This is a genomic window from Bradyrhizobium sp. SPXBL-02, assembly GCF_051853065.1.
In the GTDB taxonomy this organism is placed as follows: Bacteria; Pseudomonadota; Alphaproteobacteria; order Rhizobiales; family Xanthobacteraceae; genus Bradyrhizobium.
In genome coordinates, this window is record NZ_CP182474.1 from 7850935 (window position 1) to 7873466 (window position 22532).

A 22532-nucleotide genomic window follows, 5' to 3' on the forward strand; every position below is an offset into this window, starting at 1 on the left:
GGCTCACCCCGTCGGCGTGCCCTGCTTCCATTGGCCGCCGGCGATCTTCGCGGCGGCAATCACCGCTTGCGTCCGACTCTCGACGCCGAGCTTTTGCAGGATCGCCGAGACATGGGCCTTGATGGTGGCCTCGGAGACGCCGAGCTCGTAGGCGATCTGCTTGTTGAGGAGACCTTCCGACAGCATCATGAGGACGCGAACCTGCTGCGGCGTCAGCGTCACCAGGCGGTCGCGCAGGCGCGTCATGTCGGGGTCGGCGGCGGCGGAGAGGTCGGTATCGGCGGGAACCCAGATGTCGCCTTCCATCACCTTGAGGATGGCGTCACGCAGGGTCTCGACCCCGAACCGCTTGGGGATGAAGCCGGACGCGCCGAAATCGAGCGAGCGGCGGATCGTGGCGCTGTCGTCGGAAGCCGAGACGATGACGACCGGAATCGCCGGATATTGCGCGCGCAGATAGATCAGGCCGGAAAAGCCGGAGATCCCGGGCATGGAGAGGTCGAGCAGGACGAGGTCGACCTCGGAGTTTTGTTCCAGGAGCTTGGTCAGGTCCTCGAAGGATCCGGCCTCGTCGATCCGGGCCGAGGGGAGGACGCCCGCCACCGCCTGCCGCAGCGCATCGCGGAACAGGGGATGATCATCGGCGATGACGAGGTGGCTAGAAGGAGCGTTCATCGTTCTCTTGCTGTCGTTCGCGCCGGGTCGGCGAACAGATCCCGGGCGGGTCAATTCTTCCCCGAGCGGCCGTGGCATGCAAGTGCACATTATCCCTTTGCTGCAAAGGGGTTAATCCCTGGTCTCGGCGCTTGCGCACCGGCCCCGGATACCACAGCGCCAGTGCGCAAGGCCGAAAGTCGTATTGGGGCGGGTTTCACGCCGATGTTACCTTGTGGTCAAGACCTGGGCTGATCCGGCACGTCCGGACATTCTGGGGGCGCGAGGAAACGTATTTCGGGGAGCGACTCAACATGTCGACAATGGCTGTGTCTCAAGCAGGCGCGGGAGGGATGACGAAGGACGAACGGTTCGTCATTCTCGCCTCCTCGCTCGGTACCGTGTTCGAGTGGTACGACTTCTATCTCTACGGTTCGCTCGCCTCGATCATCGGCGCGCAGTTCTTCTCGGCCTATCCGCCGGCAACCCGCGATATCTTCGCGCTGCTGGCGTTTGCCGCGGGCTTTCTGGTGCGTCCGTTCGGCGCCATCGTGTTCGGCCGCGTCGGCGACATTGTCGGCCGCAAATACACCTTCCTCGTCACCATCCTGATCATGGGCCTGTCGACCTTCATCGTCGGCCTGCTGCCCAACGCGGCCACCATCGGCATCGCGGCTCCGATCATCCTGATCGCGCTGCGCCTCGCCCAGGGCCTGGCGCTCGGCGGCGAATATGGCGGTGCAGCGACCTACGTCGCGGAGCATGCGCCGAACGGCAAGCGCGGCTTCTACACCTCCTTCATCCAGACCACGGCGACGCTCGGCCTGTTCCTGTCGCTGCTGGTGATCCTGTTCACCCGCACCGCGCTCGGCGAGGCCGACTTCGCAGCGTGGGGCTGGCGCATTCCGTTCCTGGTGTCGGTGCTGCTGCTCGGCATCTCGGTCTGGATCCGGCTTCGCCTGAACGAATCGCCGATCTTCCAGAAGATGAAGGAGGAAGGGAAGGGCTCGAAGGCGCCGCTGACGGAGGCCTTCGGCAACTGGCAGAACGGCAAGCTCGTGCTGCTCGCCCTGCTCGGCGGCGTGATGGGCCAGGGCGTGGTCTGGTACACCGGCCAGTTCTACGCGCTGTTCTTCCTGCAATCGATCCTGAAGGTCGACGGCTATACCGCCAACCTGCTGATCGCCTGGTCGCTGCTGCTCGGCACCGGCTTCTTCATCGTGTTCGGCATGCTGTCCGACAAGATCGGCCGCAAGCCGATCATCCTCGGCGGCTGTCTGATCGCGGCGCTGACCTTCTTCCCGATCTTCAAGATGATCACCACCAACGCCAATCCGGCGCTGGAGAAGGCGATCGAGTCGGTCAAGGTCGAGGTGGTGGCCGATCCCGCCGGCTGCGGCGATCTGTTCAACCCGGTCGGCACCCGCGTCTTCACCGCGCCTTGCGACACCGCGCGCGCCTACCTGTCGCAATCGTCGGTCAAGTATGCGACGACGCCGGGTCCGGCCGGCTCGGGCGTGAAGGTCGTGGTCAACGGCAAGGACGTGCCCTACGCCAACGCCAAGGACAGCAACCCGGCGGTTCTCGCCGCGGTGCAGGCGGCTGGCTATCCCAAGGCGGGTGACGCCGGCATCGTGAAGATGTCACACCCGCTCGACATCTTCCGTCCGCAGGTGGCGGCCATCATCGGCCTGCTGTTCATCCTGGTCCTGTTCGTCACCATGGTGTACGGCCCGATCGCCGCGATGCTGGTCGAATTGTTCCCGACCCGCATCCGCTACACCTCGATGTCGCTGCCCTACCACATCGGCAACGGCTGGTTCGGCGGCCTCCTGCCCGCCACCGCCTTCGCCATCGTGGCCTCGACCGGCGACATCTATGCCGGCCTCTGGTACCCGATCATCTTCGCCTCGATTACCGTGGTGATCGGCTTCCTGTTCCTGCCGGAGACCAAGGACGTCGACATCAAGGCGACCTGATCCGAAGCAGAGATCGACGACACGAAACCGGCCGCGGTCTCCGCGGCCGGTTTTGCTTTGTCTGGTTAGCGGTTGCTGCCAATGAATTGCAGCACGATCTCACGGCGATGCGGGCGGCTGCGATGCTCGATCAGATAGATCGCCTGCCAGGTGCCGAGCGCGAGCCTGCCGTCCAGGACCGGGACCTGGAGCGACGTCTGCGTCAGCATGGTCTTGATGTGGGCCGGCATGTCGTCGGGTCCCTCGGTGTCATGGGTCCACCCGGCGTTCTCCGGTGCGAGCCGTGACAGGGCCGTGGTGAGATCGACGAGCACGGAAGGGTCGGCGTTCTCCTGGATCGTCAGCGAGGCCGAGGTGTGGCGGATGAACAGCGTCAACGCGCCCTCACCTGCGTGCGCCTCGGCGATGAATTTCGCGGCCTCGCTGGTCAGATCGGTGAAGCCGCGGCCGGGCGTCTGCACGGTGAGCAGCGACGATGTGACGGTGGTAGCCTGCACCGACGACGGTGCGGAGCGTCTGACGGATCTGGCTGATGTCATGGCGGGTCTCTCAACTCGGGAAGCTGCCGTAGGGTGGGCAAAGCGGCTTGTCCGCAGTAGCTCGAAGAGCGAAGGCGGAAGCGTGCCCACCATTCCGCGTGACGATGTCAAGGTGGTGGGCACGGCGCTTTGCGCCTTTGCCCACCCTACGGCAGCTCGTCACGCGTCAAATCTTCCCTGACACGTCCTTCTGCACGCGGTTGGCCATGTCGATCAGCCGCCGCCAGGCCTTTTCCAGGAACGACATCACGCGGTCGACGTCCTTGTCGCTCGGCAGCGGGATCTCGATCTTGCGCTCGCCCTCGGCGACCTTGGGCTCGGCTTTCTTGAGCTGATCGGATTTCGGCAGCGCCTCGTCGATCTTGCCCGACACCGGCGGTCCCGCCGCGAGCTGTCCCTTCAGCTTCTCGACCTCGGCCTGGAGCCTGCCGATCTCGGCATCGAGTGCCGTCCGCTCGTCAGGCACTGCGTAGCAGGCCCAGCCGGCGCCGTTCTTGGTGCAGGTCGATACCGTGCCGGTGCGCGTGTCGAGCCGCAGCACGCCCTCGGGAATGGGCGTCATGCTGTAGCGGCCATTTTCGCCGTCGGGCGCCGATTGCGCGGCCACGAGGCCGCCGCTGACGACCATCCCCGCGGCCGCCGCCGCGAGCCATGATGTCGTGGATGACGTCGCAGGTCTCTTCATTGTCTCCGCCCCGGCGGTGCTTGGGCTGCTGTGCAAGTCTACACCCTTGAGCCGGCAATCCGCCGCCAAAAAACCCGCCCCTGAAATCAACGAACGCGACGGCTTCTTTGATCCCACCAGCGCGGCGAAAGCACGGCTGCATTCGCAGATCATGAGCAGACCTGCTGCGGTGCGGCGTCACGCTGTGTGCAGCGCTGCTGCGCGCGTCAATATCGTCAAGAAAATCAAAGACATAATTGAAAGCGACGCAATCGTGACTTGGCTTGACTTGATTATGGGCCATCAGTATGGTCCGCGCGGCTTTTGAGGGTGACGGGCGTAATTTCCATTCAGCGTTTCGGGTCTTCGTTGCATGACACAGGGCACGGGACACGGCGAAGATGGAGATCGCGATAAATCGTCCGAGGAAGCCGCGCTTTCCGATCGGCTCGGAAATCTTGATCAGCGGTTGTCCGAATTTCGCGACCGAAGGGCCAAGACCGAGCAACCCGCAGGTGACGATGGAGACAAAGCGGCCAGAGCCTCGGCGATGGCGCTTGGTTTTCGGTTATCCTCCGAGTTGGTCGCCGGTGTCGCTGTCGGAGCGGGGATTGGCTGGGGGTTCGACCGTTTGCTGTCGACGTCGCCTTTCGGATTCATCGTGTTCCTGCTGCTGGGCTTCGTCGCCGGCGTGGTGAATGTGGTGAGATCGGCAGGCGCGGGTCAAAACAGGCGCGGTGGTTCGTAAGCTGGTCCCACCAGGAGAGGAATGATCGTGCCGGCCTCGCCGGTACGGGCCGGCCCGGCCGGCAGACCGAGACCCGCCGGCATGTCCGGCAGACCAAGAGATGCCGCGCCGATGAAAATCGATCCGATCCACCAGTTCAACATCGAGCCTCTCTTCACCCTGGGCCATATCGGCAATCACACGATCGCCTTCACCAATTCGTCGCTCTACATGCTGGTCGCGGTTGCGATCATCTCGATCCTGATGCTCGCCAGCGGCTCGCAGCTGGTTCCCGGGCGCCTGCAGTCGGTCGCCGAGATCTCCTACGAGTTCGTGGCCTCGACCATCCGTTCGACGGCCGGCGCGGAAGGCATGAAGTTCTTCCCGCTGATCTTCTCGCTGTTCATGTTCATCTGCGTCTCGAACCTGGTCGGCATCATCCCCTACACCTTCACGGTCTCGAGCCACCTGATCGTCACCGCCGGACTGGCGCTGCTGGTCTTCTTCACCGTGCTGATCTACGGCGTCGCCAAGAACGGCATGAAGTTCTTCAAGATTTTCGTTCCCCACGGCGTCCCCGGCTACGTCCTGCCGCTGGTCATGTTCATCGAGGTCCTGTCGTTCTTCCTGCGGCCGGTCTCGCACAGCATTCGTCTGTTCGCCAATATGCTGGCCGGCCACATCGCGCTGAAGGTGTTCGCGGGCTTCGTCGCCATGCTGGGCTTCTCGCTCGGCGCCATCGGCTGGGTCGGCGGCGTGCTGCCGCTGGCGCTCACGGTCGCGCTGTACGCGCTCGAGATCCTGGTCGCGTTCCTGCAGGCTTACGTGTTCGCGATCCTGACCTGCATCTACCTCAACGACGCCATTCATCCGGGACACTGAGCGGTCCGGGGAATTTCCACCCACAACCCAATCTTTCTTCCAAGGAGTCTAAAATGGATCCGGCAGCAGCAAAACTTATCGGCGCGGGCATCGCGTGCATCGGCATGGGCGGTGCGGGCGTCGGCGTGGGCGTGATCTTCGGCAACTACCTCGCAGCGGCCGTTCGCAACCCCTCGGCCGCTCAGGGCCAGTTCGGCAACCTGATCTTCGGCTTCGCCGTGACCGAAGCGCTCGGCATCTTCTCGCTGCTGATCGCGCTGCTTCTGCTGTTCGTTTTCTAAAGGAACGACTTCTTCCGCGCCGCTTCATCCGAAGCGGCGCGTGACAGCAACAGGAGTACTCCATGGCCGAGAGTCATGGCGGGGCAAAAGGACCGGCGGCAGGTGCCCACACTGAAGCCGATGGCGGTCATCACAGCGGCGGCTTTCCGCCGTTCGAGAGCAGCACCTTTGCTTCACAGCTGGTGTCGCTCGCGATCTTCTTCGTCCTGCTTTACGTGATCGTGTCCAAGCTCGCGCTGCCGAAGGTCGGCGGTGCGATCGAAGCACGCCAGAACAAGATCGAGGGCGACCTCGGCGAGGCGCAGAAGCTGAAGGACCAGTCCGAAGCTGCGCTGAAGGCCTATGAAAGCGAGCTCGCCTCGGCGCGTTCGCGGGCGCAGGCGATCGGCAACGAATCCCGCGACAAGGCGAATGCGCAGGCGGACGCCGAACGCAAGGCATTGGAAGAGCAGCTGACGGCCAAGCTCGCCGAGGCGGAGAAGACCATCGCCTCGACTCGCACGGCCGCCATGAGCAACGTCCGCGGCATCGCGGCCGACGCGGCAGGCCAGATCGTGCAACAGCTCACCGGGGTCATTCCGGATGCCGCCTCGGTCAATGCCGCCGTTGACGCGTCCTTGAAGGGTTAGTCGAGATGTTCTTCGATCCTGAAACCTGGGTCGCCGTCGCCTTCGTGATCCTGATGATCGTGTTCGGCTATCTCGGCGTCTTCAAGTCGGCGATGACCGCGCTCGATCATCGCGCCGCCCGCATCAAGGCCGAGCTCGACGACGCCGCACGCCTGAAGCAGGAGGCGGCCAAGGTGCTCGCCGACTACAAGGCGCGCAGTGCCACGGCCGAGCGCGAGGCTGCCGACATCATCGCCAACGCCAAGGCCGAAGCCGAGCGCATCGCTGCCGACGCCAAGGCGAAGATGGAAGACTTCGTCGCCCGCCGCACCAAGACCGCCGAGAGCAAGATCGCGCTGGCCGAAGCCCAGGCACTGGCCGACGTCCGCGCGGCAGCCGCGGAAGCCGCCGTCCAGGCTGCCTCGACCATCCTGTCGCAATCGGTCAAGGGCCAAGTTGCCGACGACCTGCTCGCCAAGGGCATCAACGAAGTCCGGCAGAAGCTGAACTGAGGAATTTGCCTCACCCAATCAAAAAGCCGGCGCGATGAGCGCCGGCTTTTTTTGTTTGTCGGGTAACAGCATCCACAATCGCGGTGTCATCACCCGCGGAGGCGGGTGATCCAGTACGCCGAGGTTTCTCGGTTCAAGCACCGCGGCCTCTGGAATACTGGATTGCCCGCCTTCGCGGGCAATGACAGCTGAGATTGCCGCAAGACCTCAGGTTACTTCTTCTTCCGCGCCTTCGGTTCGGGCGAGAGCGCCTGCGGGTCGAAACCGACATAGAAGATGTAGTTATCGGCGACGGCGGGCGCCGGTGTCGGATAGGCTAGATCCTCGGCGACAAAGGTGAAGGGCACGCTGCCGCCTTCCGACATCGCGACCGTGGTCCGGTAGGCTTTCGAGGCGATCACCTTCTCGCCGACGCCGCCCTGCACGACGGCGATGCGCAGCGGCACCTCGACGGAGGCAGGCGCACCGGCGGGGCCGGCGATGACGCGGCCCTGGATGCCGATCCGGGCCGTGATGCCAGCGCTGCTGCGGGAGCATTCGCGCGCCATCTTGGTGATCGAGGCCTGGAAGCGGATGTCATTGCCGACGGCCGGCTTGCCACTGGCGCCGACCGCGTAGGTCGAGGCCCCCGCGCGCACCGTGACCTGCGGGCAATCGAGGTCGTCTTCGGCCGGCTGCCCGGGCGCAGGCGCCGGCTTCGGCTCGGCCGGCTCGTCGGACTTGCCGCCGAACAGGCTCTTGAAGCGGTCGCTCAATGACTGCGCCGCCGCAGGCGAGACAGACGCCAGCGCAACCGACAACGCCAGTGCGATCCCCGTTCCCAGTCGCAACGCATTCCGCGATGACCGAAGCTCCTGCACCATCGACGCCCGTACTCCATGACAATTGCCCGGCCGATCGCCGGCCGCGGCACGCGGTTATATCGCCAAAATCGGCGAACCCAAGGCAGCAAAAAGGGGGACTCGGCCGCACCAGACGGCCGCTCAGCCGCGGAAATCCTCGTGCAGCAGGCCGAACAGCAGGTGATCCTGCCAGACCCCGTTGATGCAGAGATAACGGCGCGCCAGGCCCTCGCGCGAGAAGCCGCACTTCTCCAGCACCCGGATCGACGGCGCGTTGGTGGGGATGCAGGCGGCCTCGACCCGGTGCAGGTTGAGCTCGCCAAACAGCGTCGGCAGCAGCACCCGCAGTGCGGCCGTCATGTAGCCGCGATGGGCATAGGGCTGGCCGACCCAATAGCCGATGGTACCGGCCTGCACGATGCCTCGCCGGACATTGGCGAGCGTGATGCCGCCGACCAGGGCACCGTCGAGCTCGCGGAAGATCAGAAAGGGATAGGAGCGGTCCGCGGCGATGTCCTCGGCATAGCGGCGCAGGCGGCGGCGGAAGCCGGACCGGGTGAGATCGTCAGACGGCCAGATCGGCTCCCAAGGCGTGAGATAGTCGCGGCTGGTCTCGCGCAAATGCGCCCATTGCAGGAAGTCGGACATTTGCGGCGCACGCAGGAGCAGCCCGTTGCCGCGCGGCGCGAGGGCGGCGGGTCCACTGGATGGCAGGCGAAAGAGGGCCATGGTGATGCTTCCCGGGGCGAGGCAGCCCGCGCGCGGCTCCTAATGCAGCCGCGCCTTGGCGCGCGCCCGGGTCAATCCTTCCGCAAAAGACACCGCCGTGTCCAGACCCCTGCCGCTGCCCAAAGCGACAACCGCTGGCCGGCTGCGCGACAGCAGCGCACGGGCCGCGTCCCGCGCCGATTCGATGCTGACGGCATCGATCCGGGCGACCAGTTCCTGCACCGTCTGCGGCCGTCCATAGGCCAGCACATGCCGGGCAAGCTGCTCGGCGCGGGAGGAGCAGCTCTCCAGGGCCATCAGCAGACCCGCCTTCATCTGCGCCTTGGCCCGGGCGATCTCGGCCTCGGTCAGCGTCTCCACCGAATCGTTCATGATGTCGACCACGACCTCCATCATCTCCGGAGCGTCGGCGGGATCGGTGCCGGTATAGAGGCCGAAGAAGCCGGTGTCGGTGTAGGGCGCGTGGAAGGTGTAGATGGAGTAGCAGAGGCCGCGCTTCTCGCGCACCTCCTGGAACAGGCGTGACGACATTCCGCCGCCGAGGATGTTGGTGAAGACCTGGAGCGAGAACAGCGACGGATCGGACTGCGGCACGCCCTCGAGCGCCAGCGTCAGATGCGCCTGCTCGAGCTCGCGATGCACCACCTTGGTGCCGCCCTGGCCGAATTGAGCGGCCTGCGGCTTCGGCCCCGGCGTCCCCTCGAAGCTCGCAAAACGCTTTTCGACCTCGGCGACGACTTGGGCGTGATTGACCGCGCCGGCCGCCGCCACCACCATGTCCGGCCCGCGATAATGCGTCGAGAGATAGCCGCGCAGCATGTCGCGGTTGAAGGCGCGCAGCGTCTTGGCGGTGCCGAGCAGCGAGCGACCCATCGGCTGGTCGGGATAGCAGAGCTCGTTCAGATGCTCGAACACGACGTCGTCGGGCGTGTCCTGGGCGGCGCCGATCTCCTGCACGATGACGTTCTTCTCGCGCTCCAGCTCGTCGGGCTCGAAGGCGGGATTGGCGAGGATGTCGGCGAGCACGTCGAGCGCGAGCGGCACGTCGGCCTTCAGCACCCGCGCATAATAGGACGTGGTCTCGGTCGAGGTGCCGGCATTGAGGTCGCCGCCGACCGCCTCGATCTCCTCGACGATCTCGCGCGAGGAGCGCTTGGTCGTGCCCTTGAACGCCATGTGCTCCAAGAGATGCGAGATGCCGTGCTCGTTCGGCTTCTCGTCGCGTCCGCCGACACCGGCCCAGACGCCGAGCGCCGCCGTCTCGAGGTGGGGCATCTCGTCGGTGACGACGGTGAGGCCGGAGGCAAGCTTGGACATCTCGACGCTCATCCGGCAACTCCCTGCTTTGCGGCGCGGCTGGCGGACAGCACGAACCGCTCGACCTCGGCCTGATCGTTCTTCATCACCCTCATGTGTTCGGATTTGGTCATCAGGCCGTCGAGCCAGGCCGGCAGTTGCGGCCGCTGGCCGCAGGCCGCCTCGACGGCGTCGGGGAATTTGGCCGGATGCGCGGTGGAGAGCACGATGCTCGGCACCCTCGTATCGGTGGTGTCACGGTCCGCGACGGCGAGCGCCACGGCGGTATGGGGATCGACCAGCTCGCCGGCTTCGCGCCAGGCAGCGCGAATCGCAGCCGCAGTCTCGGTCTCGTCGGCGCGCCCGGCATCGAACTCCTCGCGGATCGCGGCGAGTGTCGCATCGGGCAGCACGAAGCGCCCGGACTGCTTCAGCTGTTCCATCAGGCGGCGCACGCCGGCGGCATCGCGCCGGCCGGCCTCGAACAGCAGCCGTTCGAAGTTCGAGGAGATCTGGATGTCCATCGACGGCGATGCCGTCGCGTGCACCTCGCGCACCTCGTAGATGCCGGTCTTCAGCGTGCGCGCCAGGATGTCGTTGACGTTGGCGGCGATGCGCAGGGTGCGCACCGGCAGCCCCATGCGCTTGGCGACGTAGCCGGCAAAAATGTCGCCGAAATTGCCGGTGGGAACGACGAAATCGACCGCGCGCGCCGGCGCACCGACCGCGACGGCGGAGGTGAAATAGTAGACCACCTGGGCGACGATGCGCGCCCAGTTGATGGAATTGACGCCGGAAAGCGAGGTCGCATCGCGGAAGCGATGGTTGTTGAACATCCCCTTCACGAGCGCCTGGCAGTCGTCGAAGGTGCCTTCGATGGCGAGCGCATGGACGTTGGCCGCGCCTGTCGTCGTCATCATCCGCCGCTGCACCTCTGAGATGCGGCCGTGCGGAAACAGCACGATGAGATCGACGTTCTCGAGGCCGGCAAAGGCTTCGACCGCGGCGCCGCCGGTATCGCCTGACGTCGCGACCACGATCGTGGTGCGCTGGCCGCGCTTTTCGAGCACGTGGTCCATCAGCCGCGAGATCAGCTGCATCGCCACGTCCTTGAAGGCGAGCGTCGGACCGTGGAACAGCTCCAGCACGAACTGGTGCGGCGACATCTGGCGCAGCGGCACCACCGCAGGATGGCGGAAGGTGGCGTAGGCCTCGTTCGCCATGCGCCCGAGCTCGGCGTCCGATATCTCGCCGCCGGCAAAGGGACGAATCACGTCGACCGCGACTTCCCAATAGGGACGGCCGAAGAAGCCGGCGATCGTCTCGCTCGGGAGCTGCGGCCACGCCGCCGGCACATACAGGCCACCGTCGCGGGCAAGGCCGGTCAGCATCACGTCACAAAAGCCGAGTTCGGGGGCTTCGCCCCGGGTCGAGATATAACGAGTCAAACTGCCCTCCAAAGGCCGGCCGGTCCGAAGCTCGACCCTTAAGCCTTTGATTCTACGTAGTTACTTGTCAACAGCCAGAGGCTTTGAGCCACCATAGAGTGTTTTGCGGCATCGGGAAACCGCTTCCGGCCTTCCCCTCGCCCAATGAAAAAGGGCTGCGGCATTGCCGCAGCCCTTCTCTTGGAAGGTCTGTCGTTGTGTGCAGACCGGTTTGCTTCGTCGGCGTCGTCGCCCCTCAAAACTGTTCCGGCAAGCTTTCGTCGCCTGTCACGAAATCGTCAAGGCCAAAACCGCACGTCTCGAAAATGTTCCTATTCTTCCCGACTCGGCTCAGGGCTCGTCCGACGCAGGCACAGCCCAATCTCGGCAATGAATTCCGCTTTTTCCCGCATGAGCCATGGGAACGAATACAGCCTCGGCCCATTGTGTCGGCGGATGGGTGTCAGCCCGTTGTCCATGCATTGCCCGGCCAGCGGCGGCGTCGATCCGTCGGCCGAACCGCTGCATCCTGAAGCAGCCGGTTCGGTCGCTGGCAAAGGTCAGTTCAACCCGATTTCCACTGCGATCCGGATCAGGTCGGAATGGTTCTTGGCGCCCAGCTTCTGCTTGAGCAGGGACGTGGTGTTGGCGACGGTCTTGTAGGAGATGCCGAGCGCCTCGGCGACCTCGACGATCTTGTCGCCGCGTCCGAGCAAGCGGAGAATTTCGAGCTCCCGCGGCGTCATCTGCGAAGCCGGGTTGGCCTTGATCGCCGCGCCGGAAAACGTCACGGCTTCCGCAAGCTGCGGTGAGATGAAATTGTCGCCCGCCACCACCTTGCGCACCGCTTTCAGCAGGATCCTGGGGTCGTCGCCCTTGGAGACATAGCCTTGCGCCCCGAGCTCGACGGCCCGCACCACGAAGGCCGGATCGTCGTTCATGCTGAACATGATGATCTTGGCGTCGGGATCATCCTTGCGGATGCGTCGCATTAGCTCGAAACCGGAGACGTCGGGCAGGCTGATGTCGATCACGGTGACGTCGGGCCGCTTGCTGACATAGGCGCGATGCCCGGATTTGGCGTCGGTCGCCTCGTCGATGCGGATTGAATGGTCGGATGCGAACAGGGTGCGGCAGCCGGACAACACCACGGGATGGTCGTCGACGATCAGGACCCTTGTCGCCAGCTTGGCGGTATCTTGCATCGCGCACTCTCTGTTTTCTCGACTCTTAGACCGGCGGGAATAAATGGAAAGAGCAAATTCCGCCGATGCGCGTTAGAATTGACCTAATGTGGCACCGACTTTCGTTCCGGATACAATTGTTTCTCCCGCTCGGCGCCAGTTTTCTCGCGGCGCTGGTCCTGGGCGGCGTGCTGCTCCAGGTTTTCGCGACCGGCCAGTTGGCGGAGGAGAGCGAGCCGCGACGGCGTTCGACGGAGGCGGTCGCCGCCGCGCTCAACAACGCCTTGAGCGCTTCGGACAATCCGCGGCAGACCCTCGACGCCTTTGTCCATTCTTTGGACACCTCCTCCGATATCCAATTCCGCCGCCTGGGAGCAGGTCCCGCGCCACCGGCGAAGGACGACCTGCGCAAGCCGCATGGCGTGCCGCAATGGTTCATCGACCTTCTCGCTGTTCCCAACATGGACACGGCATTTCCGGTGATGATCAACGGTAAGCGCGTTGGCGACATCGTATTTCTGCAGGACCTGTCGGCCGATCTGTTCGAGAAATGGATTGGCCTTCTAGCGCTCGCCAGCCTGCTCGCCGCGCTCATGGTTCTTATCGGCACGATTGCCTATGTCTTGTCGGGATCGGTGCTGCGCCCCCTGCAGGATCTCGGCGAAGGTCTCACGCGAATACGACGGGGCGACTACACCAGACCGATACCGGTCGGGGGCCCGCCGGAAATCCGGCAGAGCTGCGAGGAGGCGAATGCGCTGGCTGCAACGCTGGCGCATTTGAGCCAGGACAATCGCGATCTGATGCACCGCCTGGTGTCGCTCCAGGATGACGAGCGGCGCGATCTCGCCCGCGAGCTGCATGACGAGCTCGGCCCCCTGCTGTTCAGCATCCGCGCCGGCACGATCGCGCTGAGCGAGGCCTCCCAGCCGCAGGGACATCTCGGCAATTCGGCACAGGACCTGCTGCAATCGGTCGAGGCACTGCAGCAGACCAACCGCCGCATCCTCGACCAGCTGCGACCGCTCTATATCGAGGAACTCGGCCTTTCGAGCAGCGTACAGACGCTGCTGCGGAATTTTCGCAAGCAGGCACCTCATATCGTCCTGACGGACGCGATTGATCCCGATCTCAGCGGGATCGGCGGACCGCTGGCGCAGACCGTCTATCGGGTGATCCAGGAGGCACTGACCAACGTGCTGCGACATGCCAACGCCGGCAACGCCCATGTGCAGGCGACGGTCGCCGACAAGACGCTCGTCGTCGAGATTTCCGACGACGGCGGCGGTTTTCCTGCGGGCAATGTCTTCGGCCGCGGCCTGACCGGCATGCACGAGCGCGTGCGCGCGCTCAGCGGATCGCTATCGCTGTTGCGCGTGGATGAGCGAACTTACGTGCGCTGTCGCCTTCCGGCGGAGACGATGCGGGACGCGCCAGCACCAGGCTAGTTCAGCACGCGCAGCCGTGATGCGCATTCTGTCGCGCCGGCTCGCACAGCGTGCTGCGGATCTTGCCATCCGGGCTGAAGCGGAACGAGGCCTGAATGCGCAGCGCGCCGGCGACGGAATATTCGAGGTCGACGCCGTGGGACGCGGGATGGATCTCTTCCAGCCCGAAGCCAGCCAGCGAGAAGGTGCTGAGCCGCGGCTGCCAATAGATTTCAAGCTCGCTGCGGCCGCGATAGCGTTCCGTGCCGTTGCACGTGCATTCGAGCTCGGCATCGTCGGCATAGAGGTCGAGCAGCGTCGCAAGATCGCCTCTCCGACAGGCATCCACCCAGTCGACGACAATTCCCATCTGATCGAAATCGCTCACGCCGAAATCCTGTCTGCCGCGAGAAATCTTGAAGACGGCTTAGGACCACACTCGTGAATGTCCGCTGAATAATAAAGTCCGGGCGATTCCGGGTTCCACATCAGGGAATCTACGGAGTGACGGAACTCTGCCGCCGTCCTCGCAGCCAGACCGCGAATGCGATCAACACCGCGCCCGCGAGCGTGAACCAGGTGATCGCGTATTGCAGGTGATCGTCCTTGAGATTCACCACGAGCGGCCCCGGGCGCGGAATGCCGTTCGCCGGCGCGGGCTGCTCGAGATCGATATAGAACGGCGCAACCGCACCCCAGCCCAGCGCGCTTGCGATTGCCAGATGATCGCGCACGAACCAGAGCCGCTTGTCGCGATTCTCCGCCGGTGTCAGCCAGCTTGGCGCCTCGGGAAAGCGCAGATAGCCGGTAAGCGACACCGGTTCGCCCGTGACGAGCTTCTTCACCGCGCGATCCTCGACGCCGCGGTCCTGCATCGTATTCTCGACGAAGCCGGCGTCGATCACGAGCATCTCGCCGCCGGGAAGCCGCGCCGGCAGGAACGCCCAGGTGCCCGGGCCGGAGGCGTCCTTGCGCACTGCCGAGCCGGAGGAATAGACCATCGCATCGGGCAGGGCTGCGTAAGTCGCGGTGAAGCTGACGCGGCGGAATTCATCGCGGGCGGGATTGAGCGCGGCCCATTGCGCGGACGGCGGCAGCGCGACGGGCGCCGCCGCAATCCGCTCGGTGAGTGCCGCAATCAGCTCGTGCTTGGCCGTGCGGCGCTGCAGCTGCCAGACACCGAGGGCGACGAACACGGCCGTCAGGAACAGCGTGAACAGCGCGAAGCCGGTCACGCGGGCCTTGCGCGCAGGCTCGGTCATTTCGCGCGATCGACCAACCGGCCCGGCGCCGCCTTGTGATGGAATTGCAGCGCGATCAGCAGCGACTTCATCGAGCGCAGCGGCAACAGCGTGGTGGCGAGGATCAGCGGCAGCCAGAGCACGGCATGCAGCCAGTATGGCGGCTGGTATTTGACTTCGACGATGAGTGCGCAGGCGACGACGATGCCGCCGGCCAGCATGATGATGAAGATCGCCGGACCGTCGCCGGAATCGATGAAGGCATAGTCGAGCCCGCAACGGTCGCAAGCGGGCGCGAGCGTCAGAAAGCCCGCGTAGAGCTTGCCCTGGCCGCAGCGCGGGCATCTGCAGGCAAGCCCGCGCAGCGCGCTTTGCAGGACCGTGGTTTCGGACTGGGGTGTGCCGGCACTGTCGTTCATGAGGACGGACTCTATCACAGTTTCCGGAGAAGCTTCCGGCGGCCGGAAAACGAAAGGGCGGCCCTGCGGCCGCCCTTCCCGATCGCTTCGATACGGCTCAGTGCGCAGCGTGGGCCATGGTCTCGGCGCCGCGTCCCCAGACGTAGATGCAGAGGAACAGGAACAGCCAGACCACGTCGACGAAGTGCCAATACCAGGCGGCGAACTCGAAGCCGAGATGCTGCTTCGGCGTGAAGTGGCCGGCATAGGCGCGGAACAGGCAGACCAGCAGGAAGACGGTGCCGACCAGCACGTGGAAGCCGTGGAAGCCGGTCGCCATGAAGAACGTCGCGCCGTAGACGTTGCCGGCGAAGGAGAACGCCGCGTGGCTGTATTCATAGGCCTGCACGCAGGTGAAGAGCGCGCCGAGCACGACGGTGAGGATCAGGCCGTATTTCAGGCCCTGCCGGTCGTTCTCGAGCAGCGCATGGTGCGCCCAGGTCACGGTGGTGCCTGAGGTGAGCAGGATCAGCGTATTCAGCAGCGGCAGATGCCAGGGATCGAAGGTCTCGATGCCCTTCGGCGGCCAGGTGCCGGGGACCGCGCAAGCGCCGGGCTGCGTGCCGAGGCCGCAGCCGAACACGGCGTCACGGGTGGCGTGAACGGCATCGGCCGGAAACAGCGCCGCGTTGAAGTAAGCCCAGAACCAGGCAACGAAGAACATCACCTCGGAGGCGATGAACAGGATCATGCCGTAGCGGTGATGCAGCTGCACGACGCGGGTATGGTCGCCCTTGTACTGGGCTTCCTTGATCACGTCGGCCCACCAGCTCGCCATGGTGTAGAGCACGCCCACAGTGCCGACGCCGAACACGATCGGCGCCGCGGAGAACATGTGGTGCATCCAGGCGATGGCGCCGACCGCCATGATGAAAGCCGAGAGCGAGCCGACCGCCGGCCAGGGAGAGGGATCGACCAGATGATAGTCGTGATGCTTGGTGTGCGCCGTGGCCATTTCCGTCTCTCTCCTCAATCCCGTGCCTGTCAGGCACTTATCCCCTTGTGTCCGACCGCCTGAGCGTGAGCCCTGCGGTCAAAGATTTCCCTTGCGCTTGTCGCCCTCGCCCGATGCCAGCGGCTTCACCACCGGATCGCGCACCGGATAGAACGTGTAGGACAGCGTGATCGTGTTCAGCCCGTCGTTCTCGCGGTCGTCGGCGATCGCCGGATCGACGTAGAACACGACCGGCATCTCGCGCTTCTCACCGGGCGCCATGGTCTGCTCGGTGAAGCAGAAGCAGTTGATCTTCTGGAAATAGGCGCCGACCGTCAGCGGCGCGACGTTGTAGGCGGCCTGGCCTGCAGTGGCGCGCGCCGCCTGGTTGGTCACGGTATAGAAGACCGTCACGACCTGGCCGATATTGACCTCGATCTCGCTCTGCTCCGGCTCGAACTTCCAGGGCAGGCCGGGCGCGACGTTGGAATCGAAGCGCACCGAGATCTTCCGCGCGATCGGGCCCGTGGCCGGCGCGGAGGTCGCCACTTGCGTCGTGCCGTTGAAGCCGGTGGCGCGGCAGAACCAGTTGTAGAACGGCACCGCCGCGTAGGAGGCGCCGACCATCAGCGCGACCACGCCGCCGCAGATCGAAGCAACCACCACATCGCGGCCCAGCCCGCGTGCCTTGCCCGGCTTGCGATGGCCCGGCTTGGCGCTGACGTCCTGCGATATGGTCCGCTGGTGATCCATGTTTCCTACATCGGCCGCACGAGCACTGCCGGCCCCTTGACCATGGTGACGGCGAAGAACAGCACCACCAGCACGCCGAGCGCCAAAGCGATGGCGATGGAGCGATGACGGCGGCTCTTCTGCTGCGCCTCGGTGAGGACGATTCCTTCTGGCTCGCGTTTGTCGGCCATCGCGGTGATCATGCGCCCCCAACCATCGGAGCCAGCGCGCGGAACACGACCTCGGCCAGCAGGGTCGCAAACAGCGCGAACAGATACAGGATCGAGAAGGCAAACAGCTTGCGCGTCGCGCGCAGCGACTGGCTGCGCTCACGGCGCAGATAGACGTTGATGGCGAGCACCAGCATGCCGGCACCGAGGATCAGCGAGACCACGCCGTAGACGGCGTCGAAATAGCCGAGCGCCCAGGGCGCGGCGGCGACCGCGATCAGCACGATGGTGTAGAGCAGGATCTGCAGGCGCGTCGCGTCGGGGCCGGCGACGTTGGGCAGCATCGGAATGCCGGCGCGCGCGTAGTCGTCGGAGCGGAACAGCGCCAGCGCCCAGAAATGCGGCGGGGTCCAGAAGAAGATGATGGCGAACAGCAGCAGCGGCTCGACGTCGACCGTGCCCGTCACCGCGGCCCAGGCCACCACCGGCGGCAGCGCGCCGGCGGCGCCGCCGATCACGATGTTCTGCGCGGTCCAGCGCTTCAGCCACATGGTGTAGATCACGACGTAGAAGAAGATGGTGAAGGCGAGCAGCGCGCCCGCGACCCAGTTGACGAGGATGCCGAGCGTCATCACCGAGAAGAAGGCGAGCGTCATGCCGAACGCCATCGCTTCAGGGCGGGTGATGCGGCCGCGCGGGATCGGCCGGTTCGCCGTCCGCGACATCTTGGAATCGATGTCGCCTTCGAGCGCCATGTTGAGCGCCCCGGAGGCGCCGGCGCCGACCGCGATGCAGAGCAGCGAGGTGATTGCCAGCACGGGATGGAAATGCCCCGGCGCCATCGCCATTCCGACCAGCGCGGTGAAGATCACCAGCGACATCACCCGCGGCTTGAGCAACGCGATGTAGTCGCCCACCTCCGCTTCGGAGATGCGGGGATTGATGTCGGCGGCGTGGTGGTCGAGGACAGACACTTAATTCAACTCGCTTCGTTATAGCGCCGCGGCGCCCGTCACGGGCGCCGCGGGAGATCGATCACTGCACGCGGGGCAGCACTTCGAACTGGTGGAACGGCGGCGGCGAGGACAACGTCCACTCCAGCGTGGTCGCGCCGGCACCCCACGGATTGTCGCCCGCAGGCACCTTCTTCATGTAGGCGTCGAGCACGCAGTAGAGGAAGATCAGCACGCCGAAGCCGGAGATGTAGGAGCCGACCGACGAGACCAGGTTCCAGCCCGCAAAGGCATCGGGATAGTCGACGTAGCGGCGCGGCATGCCCGACAGGCCGAGGAAGTGCTGCGGGAAGAACACCAGGTTGACGCCGATGAAGGTGACCCAGAAGTGCGCCTTCGCGAGCGCTTCATTGTACATGTAGCCCGACATCTTCGGGAACCAGTAGTACCAGCCGGCGAAGATTCCGAACACCGCGCCGAGCGACAGCACGTAATGGAAGTGCGCGACGACGTAGTAGGTCTCCTGCAGCACGCGGTCGACGCCGGCGTTCGCCAGCACGACGCCGGTCACGCCGCCGATCGTGAACAGGAAGATGAAGCCCACCGCCCAGATCATCGGTGCCCGGAACTCGATCGAGCCGCCCCACATCGTGGCGATCCATGAGAATATCTTCACGCCGGTCGGAACCGCGATGACCATGGTCGCGGCGACGAAATAGGCCTGCGTCGCCGAGGACATGCCGACCGTGTACATGTGGTGCGCCCACACCACGAAGCCGATGCCGCCGATCGCGACCATGGCGTAGGCCATGCCGAGATAGCCGAACACGGGCTTGCGCGAGAAGGTCGAGACGATCTGGCTGATCATGCCGAAGGCGGGCAGGATCAGGATGTAGACCTCGGGGTGGCCGAAGAACCAGAACAGATGCTGGAACAGCACGGGGTCGCCGCCGCCGTCGGGCGCGAAGAAGGTCGTGCCGAAATTGCGGTCGGTGAGCAGCATGGTGATCGCGCCGGCGAGCACCGGCAGCGACAGCAGCAGCAGGAACACCGTCACCAGGATCGACCACACGAACAGCGGCATCTTGTGCAGGGTCATGCCCGGCGCGCGCATGTTGAAGATCGTGGTGATGAAGTTGATGGCGCCGAGGATCGACGAGGCGCCGGCGAGATGCAGCGACAGGATCGCGAAGTCGACGGCCGGCCCCGGATGGCCGGAGCTCGACAGCGGCACGTACATGGTCCAGCCGGCGCCGACGCCGTTGGCGCCCGGCTCGCCCTCCACGAAGGTCGACATCAGCAGCAGCGCGAAGGACGCCGGCAGCAGCCAGAACGAGATGTTGTTCATGCGCGGGAACGCCATGTCCGGCGCGCCGATCATCAGCGGCACGAACCAATTGCCGAAGCCGCCGATCATCGCCGGCATGACCATGAAGAAGATCATGATCAGGCCATGCGAGGTCACGAACACATTGTAGGTGTGGGTCTCGTGGAAGACCTGCACGCCCGGATACATCAGCTCGGCCCGGATCGCGATCGACATCGCGGCACCGATGATGCCGGCGATGACCGCGAAGACCAGGTACATCGTGCCGATGTCCTTGTGGTTGGTCGAATAGACGTAGCGCCGCCACCCGGTCGGATGGGCGTGCTCGTCATGTCCGTGGGCTTGCGCGTGATCGCCGTGTGCCGCTGCGCTCGTTGCCATTTTCAAATCCTGCCTTGCGTCCCATTCGGACCTTTGGAGGTCCCGCCCTTTTATCGCTTTCAGTCCCTGAAAGCCGTCACCCGTCGCTTACTGCGTCGGGCCGGCCGCGGAGGCGTAGGTGCTGGTGCCGCCGCTCGCATATTTCTTCTTCGCCGTCTCGACCCAGGAGGCGAATTCCTGGTCGCTCACCACACGCACGGCGATCGGCATGAAAGCGTGGTCCTTGCCGCAGAGTTCAGAGCACTGACCGTAGTACATGCCGGTCTTGGTGGCCTTGAACCAGGTCTCGTTCAGCCGGCCCGGGATGGCGTCGATCTTGATGCCGAAAGCCGGCACCGCGAATGCATGGATGACGTCGGCGCCAGTGGTCTGGACACGAATCACCTTGTTGACCGGCACCACCATCTCGTTGTCGACACCGAGCAGGCGGGGCTGCTTGTCCTGCGCCATCAGCGAGTCGAACTCGAACTTGCCGTTATCCGGATAGGCATAGGACCAGTACCACTGCTTGCCGGTCGCCTTGATGGTCAGATCCGCCTTCGGCACGTCGAGCTCCAGGAACAGAAGCCGGAACGACGGCACCGAGATGCCGACCAGGATCAGCACCGGAACGAGGGTCCAGGCCACCTCGATCAGCGTGTTGTGGGTGGTCCGCGACGGCACCGGATTGGCCTTCGCGTTGAACTTGACGACCACGATCACGAGCAGCGCGAGGACGAACAGCGTGATCAGGGTGATCAGCACGAAGAGGAAGTTGTGGAACCAGACGATGTTGTCCATCACCGGGGAACCGGACTGCTGGAGCGTCCACTCCCACGGCGCCGGCTGCCCGAGCTCGGCCAATGCCGCACCACCCGTCGCCAACGTGACGCCAGCCGCCACCACGGCGATGGTGGCCAATCCCAGCAATTGCCGGCCCACCCGACCCATCGACATCCTCATGTCGTTCGCGCTCCCCTTCCGAAATCACCCCAAGTGCATTCCCCTGCTTCCGGGAAACGCTTATTCGATCCGCCAGTCCGACAAACCGCCACGCAAGAATACCTCTAAGAGGAATCGGGGCCAGATCGCTAGAGCGCGAAATCAAGCCTCTCAAACCATAATTCTTGATCTATCGCAATGCAGTCTTGAGCCCCGTCTGCCAGGCATCACCGGCAAGATATTTCCCAGCAAGATCAGACAAAAATACCGTTTCCCGGGACGCTGCGGCTTGACAGCGGAATTGCCCGCGGTAGGCACTTGCAGACAGCCAGGCAGGAACCTGATTCGTGCCGGCAATGGCGGTGTGGGCGGCGCGGAATTTGCTTGGGAATCGCCTTCAAGACGCCGTCATTTCCGTATCAGTCCGCCAGATCAGTCCGCCAAGCGCGAGCAACCCAGGCGAGCAGAGGGACCGACCCGATGGGGCTTTCGAGATCGATGGCAAGGCCGGCGAACGGCCTCCCGGCGCTCGCCGCCCTCCTGGCTGCGATCGTCCTGCTGGCGCTTCCGGGGCTCGCCCATGCGCAGGGCGCGGTGCGCTCCGTCCATGGCGACTGGCAGATCCGCTGCGACACCCCGCCGGGCGCCCAGACCGAGCAATGCGCCCTGATCCAGAGCGTGGTGGCCGAAGACCGCTCCAATGCCGGCCTGACCGTGATCGTGCTCAAGACCGCCGACCAGAAGAGCCGCCTGATGCGCGTGGTCGCCCCGCTCGGGGTGCTGTTGCCCTCCGGCCTCGGGCTCAAGCTCGACAACCAGGACGTCGGCCGCGCCGGCTTCGTCCGCTGCCTGCCCAACGGCTGCGTCGCCGAGGTCGTCCTGGAGGACAAGCTGCTCGGCCAGCTCCGCGGCGCCAAGACCGCGACCTTCATCATCTTCGAGACCCCGGAAGAAGGCATCGGGTTCCCGCTCAGCCTGAACGGGCTCGGCGAGGGCTATGACAAGCTGCCGTAGCGCGTCACACAGCCCCGAGCCACCTATTCGCCTTCACCATCGGCTCCGTCATGGCCGGGCTTATCCCGGCCATCCACGCGCCACCGCGATCGAGGACAGACGTGGATGCCCGGGACAAGCCCGGCCATGACGACTGAGAGTGTGGCGCACGCCTTTGCCCGATCGTTATTGCGAGCGCGGCGAAGCAATCTAGACTGTCTCGGCGGAAAGAGTCTGGATTGCTTCGCTGCGCTCGCAATGATGGAGCGTGGGCAACCACCTGCCCAACAATTCGCGACCTCACGCCTTGTCGACGCGATAGAGTTCGGAGTCACACCAGCCGCAGCGATAGATGCGGCCTCTGCCGGCCACCGGCGCTACCAACGCCTTGCGCCGGCACGTCACGCAGACGACGCCTTCCGCCGTAGCGCATCCGGGGTGGGCTGCAAGGTAATCCTCGCGGGAGGGATATGACGTCCACCGGCGACGGTAGGCGAACTGATTGAACAGCAGCACCAGAGCCAGCGCGGCAAAGCCGATGATCAGGCCGTGATACTGATCCCAGAACAAAAGCAGGGAATTCCACATGCTCTGCCGGCGGCTCCGACCCAGGGTTCGCCCGTCATAGCCTGGAAAGCCTGAAAGCCGGCTTAAGGGGAAGTCTCACCTAT

At 64.8% G+C, this 22532-nt stretch carries 27 protein-coding genes; 9 read left to right on the forward strand and 18 right to left on the reverse strand.

The genetic code is table 11. The annotated features are described in order from the left end of the window. Positions 1-3 precede the first annotated feature (3 nt). Positions 4-675: a response regulator transcription factor gene (locus ACNJYD_RS36455; RefSeq protein ID WP_439364822.1), complete on the reverse strand. Its 672-nt coding sequence runs from the start codon at positions 673-675 to the stop codon at positions 4-6. Positions 676-1007: 332 nt separating this feature from the next. On the opposite strand from ACNJYD_RS36455, the gene ACNJYD_RS36460 reads away from it, so the two are divergent. Further along, a complete protein-coding gene (locus ACNJYD_RS36460) occupies positions 1008-2633 on the forward strand; it encodes an MFS transporter (protein ID WP_172786051.1) in 1626 nt (541 codons plus the stop codon). 65 nt (positions 2634-2698) lie between these two features. On the opposite strand, the gene ACNJYD_RS36465 is transcribed toward ACNJYD_RS36460, so the two are convergent. Both ACNJYD_RS36465 and ACNJYD_RS36470 read right to left on the reverse strand, forming a co-directional pair. Next, positions 2699-3172, reverse strand: a complete 474-nt coding sequence (locus ACNJYD_RS36465) for a secondary thiamine-phosphate synthase enzyme YjbQ (protein WP_439364823.1) — start codon at positions 3170-3172, stop codon at positions 2699-2701. Positions 3173-3338: 166 nt separating this feature from the next. Further along, on the reverse strand, positions 3339-3857 hold the full coding sequence (locus tag ACNJYD_RS36470; protein WP_439364824.1) for a hypothetical protein: 519 nt from the start codon (positions 3855-3857) through the stop codon (positions 3339-3341). Between ACNJYD_RS36470 and ACNJYD_RS36475 the strand changes: the two genes are divergently transcribed. The 6 genes from ACNJYD_RS36475 (at position 3832) to gspM (ending at position 6846) form a co-directional block, all read left to right on the forward strand. Further along, a complete protein-coding gene (locus ACNJYD_RS36475) occupies positions 3832-4164 on the forward strand; it encodes a hypothetical protein (protein WP_439364825.1) in 333 nt (110 codons plus the stop codon). The genes ACNJYD_RS36470 and ACNJYD_RS36475 overlap by 26 nt on opposite strands. 45 nt (positions 4165-4209) lie before the next feature. Next, positions 4210-4584 (forward strand): AtpZ/AtpI family protein, encoded by a 375-nt coding sequence (locus tag ACNJYD_RS36480; protein ID WP_439364826.1) that lies wholly within the window; start codon positions 4210-4212, stop codon positions 4582-4584. A gap of 111 nt (positions 4585-4695) precedes the next feature. Then, positions 4696-5445 (forward strand): F0F1 ATP synthase subunit A, encoded by a 750-nt coding sequence (locus ACNJYD_RS36485; protein WP_439364827.1) that lies wholly within the window; start codon positions 4696-4698, stop codon positions 5443-5445. A 53-nt stretch (positions 5446-5498) separates the two neighbouring features. Next, the gene (locus ACNJYD_RS36490) at positions 5499-5726 is read left to right on the forward strand and encodes a F0F1 ATP synthase subunit C (protein ID WP_018643436.1); all 228 of its coding nucleotides are present in this window, start codon (positions 5499-5501) and stop codon (positions 5724-5726) included. A gap of 62 nt (positions 5727-5788) precedes the next feature. Beyond that, positions 5789-6355, forward strand: a complete 567-nt coding sequence (locus ACNJYD_RS36495) for a F0F1 ATP synthase subunit B (RefSeq protein WP_172786055.1) — start codon at positions 5789-5791, stop codon at positions 6353-6355. 5 nt (positions 6356-6360) lie between these two features. Then, positions 6361-6846 (forward strand): type II secretion system protein GspM, encoded by a 486-nt coding sequence (gene gspM, locus ACNJYD_RS36500; RefSeq protein ID WP_172786056.1) that lies wholly within the window; start codon positions 6361-6363, stop codon positions 6844-6846. A gap of 212 nt (positions 6847-7058) precedes the next feature. On the opposite strand, the gene ACNJYD_RS36505 is transcribed toward gspM, so the two are convergent. The 5 genes from ACNJYD_RS36505 to ACNJYD_RS36525 all read right to left on the reverse strand — a co-directional run bounded on the left by ACNJYD_RS36505 (position 7059) and on the right by ACNJYD_RS36525 (position 12345). After that, complete coding sequence (locus ACNJYD_RS36505; RefSeq protein WP_439364828.1) at positions 7059-7709, reverse strand: hypothetical protein; 651 nt, start codon at positions 7707-7709, stop codon at positions 7059-7061. A 120-nt stretch (positions 7710-7829) separates the two neighbouring features. Beyond that, positions 7830-8417, reverse strand: coding sequence for a GNAT family N-acetyltransferase (locus ACNJYD_RS36510; RefSeq protein WP_035996611.1), 588 nt, complete (start codon positions 8415-8417; stop codon positions 7830-7832). A gap of 39 nt (positions 8418-8456) precedes the next feature. Continuing rightward, positions 8457-9746 (reverse strand): M16 family metallopeptidase, encoded by a 1290-nt coding sequence (locus ACNJYD_RS36515; RefSeq protein WP_172786058.1) that lies wholly within the window; start codon positions 9744-9746, stop codon positions 8457-8459. Beyond that, positions 9743-11161, reverse strand: a complete 1419-nt coding sequence (thrC, locus tag ACNJYD_RS36520; RefSeq protein ID WP_212256149.1) for a threonine synthase — start codon at positions 11159-11161, stop codon at positions 9743-9745. Before thrC ends, ACNJYD_RS36515 begins: the two co-directional genes overlap by 4 nt. A gap of 539 nt (positions 11162-11700) precedes the next feature. Then, positions 11701-12345 (reverse strand): response regulator transcription factor, encoded by a 645-nt coding sequence (locus ACNJYD_RS36525; protein ID WP_172786060.1) that lies wholly within the window; start codon positions 12343-12345, stop codon positions 11701-11703. Positions 12346-12431: 86 nt separating this feature from the next. Between ACNJYD_RS36525 and ACNJYD_RS36530 the strand changes: the two genes are divergently transcribed. Next, positions 12432-13772 (forward strand): histidine kinase, encoded by a 1341-nt coding sequence (locus tag ACNJYD_RS36530; protein WP_439364829.1) that lies wholly within the window; start codon positions 12432-12434, stop codon positions 13770-13772. 1 nt (position 13773) lies between these two features. On the opposite strand, the gene ACNJYD_RS36535 is transcribed toward ACNJYD_RS36530, so the two are convergent. The 9 genes from ACNJYD_RS36535 to coxB all read right to left on the reverse strand — a co-directional run bounded on the left by ACNJYD_RS36535 (position 13774) and on the right by coxB (position 20889). Beyond that, positions 13774-14139, reverse strand: a complete 366-nt coding sequence (locus tag ACNJYD_RS36535; RefSeq protein ID WP_172786062.1) for a nuclear transport factor 2 family protein — start codon at positions 14137-14139, stop codon at positions 13774-13776. A 109-nt stretch (positions 14140-14248) separates the two neighbouring features. After that, the gene (locus tag ACNJYD_RS36540) at positions 14249-15013 is read right to left on the reverse strand and encodes an SURF1 family protein (RefSeq protein WP_212256147.1); all 765 of its coding nucleotides are present in this window, start codon (positions 15011-15013) and stop codon (positions 14249-14251) included. After that, positions 15010-15411 (reverse strand): DUF983 domain-containing protein, encoded by a 402-nt coding sequence (locus ACNJYD_RS36545; RefSeq protein WP_172786064.1) that lies wholly within the window; start codon positions 15409-15411, stop codon positions 15010-15012. The genes ACNJYD_RS36540 and ACNJYD_RS36545 overlap by 4 nt, the downstream gene beginning before the upstream one ends. Before the next feature lie 97 nt (positions 15412-15508). After that, positions 15509-16405, reverse strand: coding sequence for a cytochrome c oxidase subunit 3 (locus tag ACNJYD_RS36550; RefSeq protein ID WP_172786065.1), 897 nt, complete (start codon positions 16403-16405; stop codon positions 15509-15511). Positions 16406-16483: 78 nt separating this feature from the next. After that, positions 16484-17137 carry a cytochrome c oxidase assembly protein gene (locus ACNJYD_RS36555; protein WP_439364830.1) on the reverse strand — a complete coding sequence of 218 codons (654 nt, stop codon included), beginning with the start codon at positions 17135-17137 and terminating at the stop codon, positions 16484-16486. A gap of 5 nt (positions 17138-17142) precedes the next feature. Then, on the reverse strand, positions 17143-17319 hold the full coding sequence (locus ACNJYD_RS36560) for a CoxF protein (protein WP_212256145.1): 177 nt from the start codon (positions 17317-17319) through the stop codon (positions 17143-17145). Further along, the gene (locus ACNJYD_RS36565; protein WP_172786067.1) at positions 17316-18260 is read right to left on the reverse strand and encodes a heme o synthase; all 945 of its coding nucleotides are present in this window, start codon (positions 18258-18260) and stop codon (positions 17316-17318) included. The genes ACNJYD_RS36560 and ACNJYD_RS36565 overlap by 4 nt, the downstream gene beginning before the upstream one ends. 61 nt (positions 18261-18321) lie before the next feature. Further along, complete coding sequence (ctaD, locus tag ACNJYD_RS36570) at positions 18322-19947, reverse strand: cytochrome c oxidase subunit I (protein ID WP_172786068.1); 1626 nt, start codon at positions 19945-19947, stop codon at positions 18322-18324. 87 nt (positions 19948-20034) lie between these two features. Further along, positions 20035-20889 carry a cytochrome c oxidase subunit II gene (gene coxB / locus ACNJYD_RS36575; protein WP_172786069.1) on the reverse strand — a complete coding sequence of 285 codons (855 nt, stop codon included), beginning with the start codon at positions 20887-20889 and terminating at the stop codon, positions 20035-20037. Between the two features lie 459 nt (positions 20890-21348). On the opposite strand from coxB, the gene ACNJYD_RS36580 reads away from it, so the two are divergent. Then, positions 21349-21882 carry an invasion associated locus B family protein gene (locus tag ACNJYD_RS36580; RefSeq protein WP_172786070.1) on the forward strand — a complete coding sequence of 178 codons (534 nt, stop codon included), beginning with the start codon at positions 21349-21351 and terminating at the stop codon, positions 21880-21882. A gap of 279 nt (positions 21883-22161) precedes the next feature. Here ACNJYD_RS36580 and ACNJYD_RS36585 read toward each other — a convergent pair whose 3' ends face one another. Further along, on the reverse strand, positions 22162-22449 hold the full coding sequence (locus tag ACNJYD_RS36585) for a hypothetical protein (protein ID WP_439364831.1): 288 nt from the start codon (positions 22447-22449) through the stop codon (positions 22162-22164). Positions 22450-22532: the final 83 nt, after the last annotated feature.